Annotated in this window: 7 protein-coding genes; 1 reads left to right on the plus strand and 6 read right to left on the minus strand. The window is 65.8% G+C overall.

What is annotated here, in order from left to right; translation table 11 throughout:
• Positions 1-360: 360 nt before the first annotated feature.
• Genes ACESMD_RS11605 through ACESMD_RS11625 form a run of 5 tightly spaced genes read right to left on the minus strand, consistent with a single transcriptional unit; the run spans position 361 to position 1,993 of the window.
• Complete coding sequence (locus tag ACESMD_RS11605; protein WP_372613300.1) at positions 361-501, minus strand: hypothetical protein; 141 nt, start codon at positions 499-501, stop codon at positions 361-363.
• Positions 501-767: a hypothetical protein gene (locus ACESMD_RS11610; RefSeq protein ID WP_372613302.1), complete on the minus strand. Its 267-nt coding sequence runs from the start codon at positions 765-767 to the stop codon at positions 501-503. Before ACESMD_RS11610 ends, ACESMD_RS11605 begins: the two co-directional genes overlap by 1 nt.
• Positions 737-916: a hypothetical protein gene (locus ACESMD_RS11615; RefSeq protein WP_372613304.1), complete on the minus strand. Its 180-nt coding sequence runs from the start codon at positions 914-916 to the stop codon at positions 737-739. The genes ACESMD_RS11610 and ACESMD_RS11615 overlap by 31 nt, the downstream gene beginning before the upstream one ends.
• Before the next feature lie 40 nt (positions 917-956).
• Positions 957-1,385 carry a hypothetical protein gene (locus ACESMD_RS11620; protein WP_372613306.1) on the minus strand — a complete coding sequence of 143 codons (429 nt, stop codon included), beginning with the start codon at positions 1,383-1,385 and terminating at the stop codon, positions 957-959.
• 11 nt (positions 1,386-1,396) lie between these two features.
• Positions 1,397-1,993, minus strand: a complete 597-nt coding sequence (locus ACESMD_RS11625) for a hypothetical protein (RefSeq protein WP_372613308.1) — start codon at positions 1,991-1,993, stop codon at positions 1,397-1,399.
• A gap of 63 nt (positions 1,994-2,056) precedes the next feature.
• Here ACESMD_RS11625 and ACESMD_RS11630 point away from each other — a divergent pair, with 63 nt between their 5' ends.
• Positions 2,057-2,962 (plus strand): ChaN family lipoprotein, encoded by a 906-nt coding sequence (locus ACESMD_RS11630; RefSeq protein WP_372613310.1) that lies wholly within the window; start codon positions 2,057-2,059, stop codon positions 2,960-2,962.
• On the opposite strand, the gene ACESMD_RS11635 is transcribed toward ACESMD_RS11630, so the two are convergent.
• On the minus strand, positions 2,954-3,380 hold a 427-nt coding region (locus ACESMD_RS11635), incomplete at its 5' end, for a PH domain-containing protein (RefSeq protein ID WP_372613312.1). The two genes, ACESMD_RS11630 and ACESMD_RS11635, sit on opposite strands and share 9 nt — an antisense overlap.

Raw genomic sequence — 3,380 nt, forward strand, 5'->3', positions numbered from 1 at the left:
ATGCGGATGGTGTGGCTGCCGTGATCACCGACCACGGCACCGTCGATGGCAGGCGGGGCGGAAAGATCCGGCGTCTGTGCATGGGCCATGCCCAGGGTAAGGGTGGCCGCGCCGGCCAGGGTGAGCGTGCTGCGCCAGATGGCTGTCATGGTGTGTCTCCAAAGCGGTTTGTAGGTTGTTGGATCCTGCGCTGTGGCAAGCGTCTCGTGTGATCGTCGAGCGCCAACATCGGCTGGCTGTCGAAACGAGCCGACAATGTTACCGGTAACAATCATTGATGGTCCTAGACCGGTCCCAGGAGACTGTCAACGCCAATGCCGCCCGGGTGACTCATACCTTTGGCTAAGATAGCCCCCTTGGCTATGGCATCCCGACCTCGCGGATCGCGGCCAGCAGCCGCTCGAAGCGCTCGACATCCCGCTCGCCCCGGGTGCAGGCGGGCTCGGCCATCGCCGGGAATGGCAGCACCAGCAGAGCGATCCCGAGGACCAGCACACGCATCAGCGTCGCTCCCGGATCCAGCCGATCAGGGCGATCCAGCCCGCGGTGGCCGGAATCAGCCCCAGGCCGATGGCCAGCACCTGGGGGTAGGCGTATACCTGCCAGGCGTCCAGCAAGAAGCGGAATATCAGGAAGATCAGGAAGATGAAGGCCTTGAGCGCATCGCCGCCGATCAGTGTGATCGGCCGCAGCCAGGCCGCCGCACGCGCGCCACCGAGCAGGCAGAGCGCCAGGGTCACCAGGGCCCCGCCCAGGCTGAACAGCATGAAGGGAGGCACCGGCGGATGCCCAGGAGTCCGCTGACCGCATGACTGAGGATCATCAGCGAGATGGCCAGGCCCCGGGCCAGGTCGATGGCCTCGACACGCCCCTGCCCTGCCGGTAACTGCGGCAATTCACGCAACCGTGACAGCATGGCCCTCCCTGGCACTCGATCCCACTGGCTCGCGCCTGCCTCACTCGCCATCGACCACAGGCTCGAGGCTCTCCAGCGTCAGACGCCGGCCCTCGCTTGTCGAGTAGCGAAAACGCCCTACCACCCTCACGGATTCACCCAGGTGAGGCGCAATCATCTTATGGGGGAAGATCTCGACCCGGTGGAGATCCTCGTCCTCGATCCAGTAATGCAGCGGATCCTCGAAGTGGCGGACCACGCCCTGCGTCGCTACCCGGGTCTCGTCATGGGCGGCGGGATTCGTCGCCAGCATCGGAAGCGGCACCTCGCGGATCTCCTCATCGCCGTCACAGCCAACCAGCAGCAGGGTGACGAGAAGCGCCGCGACAGGCGCTCGGGCAAGTTTCGAGAACGCATGCATCTCGTGTCTCCGGTGGTCGAATTCCTGCCGCTCGCGATGAGCGACTCGGTCCATCAGTATCGCTGTCACGCCCGCCGTCGTCATCGTCGAGCACGCAACAGCAGGTTACGCGGCGTCAGCCGGCGCTCGCAGAAGGTGCCAAGCTCGACATCGAACCCGGCTTCCTCAAGATACAGTACCCGATCCAGCATCAGCCAGATTTCAAGGGGGCGGCGAAAGAGCTGTCGTACCAGGTCGAGACGACTCACCTGGGCCTGGCGATGCCAGCCCAACTGCTCAAGAGCAGGCCAGTCGATATCGTCCGGCAGTTCGAGGCCCTTGTGCTCGGCCGCCCACCGGCAGAAGCCCTCGAAAGATCCCGGTAAACGCCCATACGCCCGAGATGCCCCTTCCCGGCACACCACTCCACCAGCAGTCTTTCCCGAACACCCGCTTCCCGCGACACGAAGGCCTCGATCTGATGCCATTTCCGTCCGGGCACATGGGTCGCGCAGCGGTTCCCCTTGAAGCCGGTCGACATCGGCGTCGCACAGCGCCCTCAGTTGCTCCACCCTTCCGGGGAAGCACGCACTCCAGGGAGGCATGGGGTGCTGGAAAGGCAGAGGCCGCCAGACCGACTGCCACTCGGCCAGCATCGCGGTGAGGCGCTGGAAACGTCGGGCGTGGTTGAAAGGCATGCGGTTCTCGACACCGGAATTTGCGGTTAGGGTAAAGCCCCATGATGCTATCAGGAGTCGCCCGTGTCGCGATCCCGTCTTCGCCCTTCCGTCCTGCTGATCGCCCTGGTCGGGCTTGTCCTTCCCCTGGAGGGCCTGGCAGCCGAGACCTGCCCCGCCCCGGGCCAATGGCTGGGAGCCGATGGCGAGCGGGTCGCCAGCGACACCCTGATGGCCGAGTTCGCCGAGCGCCGGGTCGTAATGCTCGGCGAACAGCATGACCGCCTGGCGCACCATCGCTGGCAACTGCATACCCTGGCCGGCCTGCATGCCCACCACCCACGGATGGTCATCGGCCTGGAGATGCTGCCGCGGGAGGCCCAGCCCGCCCTGGACGCCTGGGTCGCCGGCGAACTCGACGAGGCCGGTTTCCTGGAGGCCAGTGAGTGGCACAGCGCCTGGGGCTTCGACCCGGCGCTCTACTTCCCGATTCTGCATTTTGCCCGCATGCAACGGATACCGCTGCTGGCCCTGAACGTCACTCCCACGCTTCGCCAGCGACTGGTCGCGGAGGGCTGGGAAGCGGTTCCCGAACAGGAGCGCTACGCGATCACCCCTCCCGCAGCGCCGAGCGAGGCCTACCGGGGAGTTCTGAGCGACGTCTTCGATCAACATCCCGGCGACGGTGACAGAGAAGCAGGACTGGCGAGATTCATCGACGCCCAGTTGGTCTGGGATCGCGCCATGGCAACGGGCCTGGCCGACGCCAGCGACGAAAACACCCTGGTGGTGGGACTCATCTGCCAGGGCCACCTGACACATGGCCATGGCGTCCCCCACCAGCTCGATGATCTCGGCCTGACCGACCACCGCACCCTGCTACCCATCACTCCCGGCCCGGATTGCCATTTCCCCGAGCCAGGCTATGCCGATGCCGTCTACCTGCTAGGCGATGAGACGCCCTATGAGCCTCCCGAGTCGTCACATTGAGGTCGATCCACCGCGGATGGAGGATTCCACCGCCACCCCCTCGGTATTCGCCAGCAACCGATCGGCCAGTTCCATGGCTACCCCCTGCTCGACAAACGGCAGGCTCAGACGGCCATTGGCCAGATGCAACTGCAGGGTCACCACACCCCGGCGGCGCTGCAGCCAGCTCTGCTCCAACTGCAGGGAGACCAGGTGATCCAGGGGAAAGAGGCTGGTGCGCTGCCCCAGGAGCCGCTGACGCACCCTTAACCAGTCGCCCTCCCGGCGCCAGCCCAGAGCGCGCCAACGCAGCTGGGCCAGGCCAAGTGAGAGCACCACCAGTCCCGGCAGTGCGCCGCCAAGAGCCCAACCCGGCCATGCCGGGAAGACGATCCACCAGACCACCAACGAGCCAATGCCCAGCAGCAGCAGGCGCAGG

It is taken from the genome of Halomonas sp. (genome assembly GCF_041689495.1).
In the GTDB taxonomy this organism is placed as follows: domain Bacteria; phylum Pseudomonadota; class Gammaproteobacteria; order Pseudomonadales; family Halomonadaceae; genus Halomonas.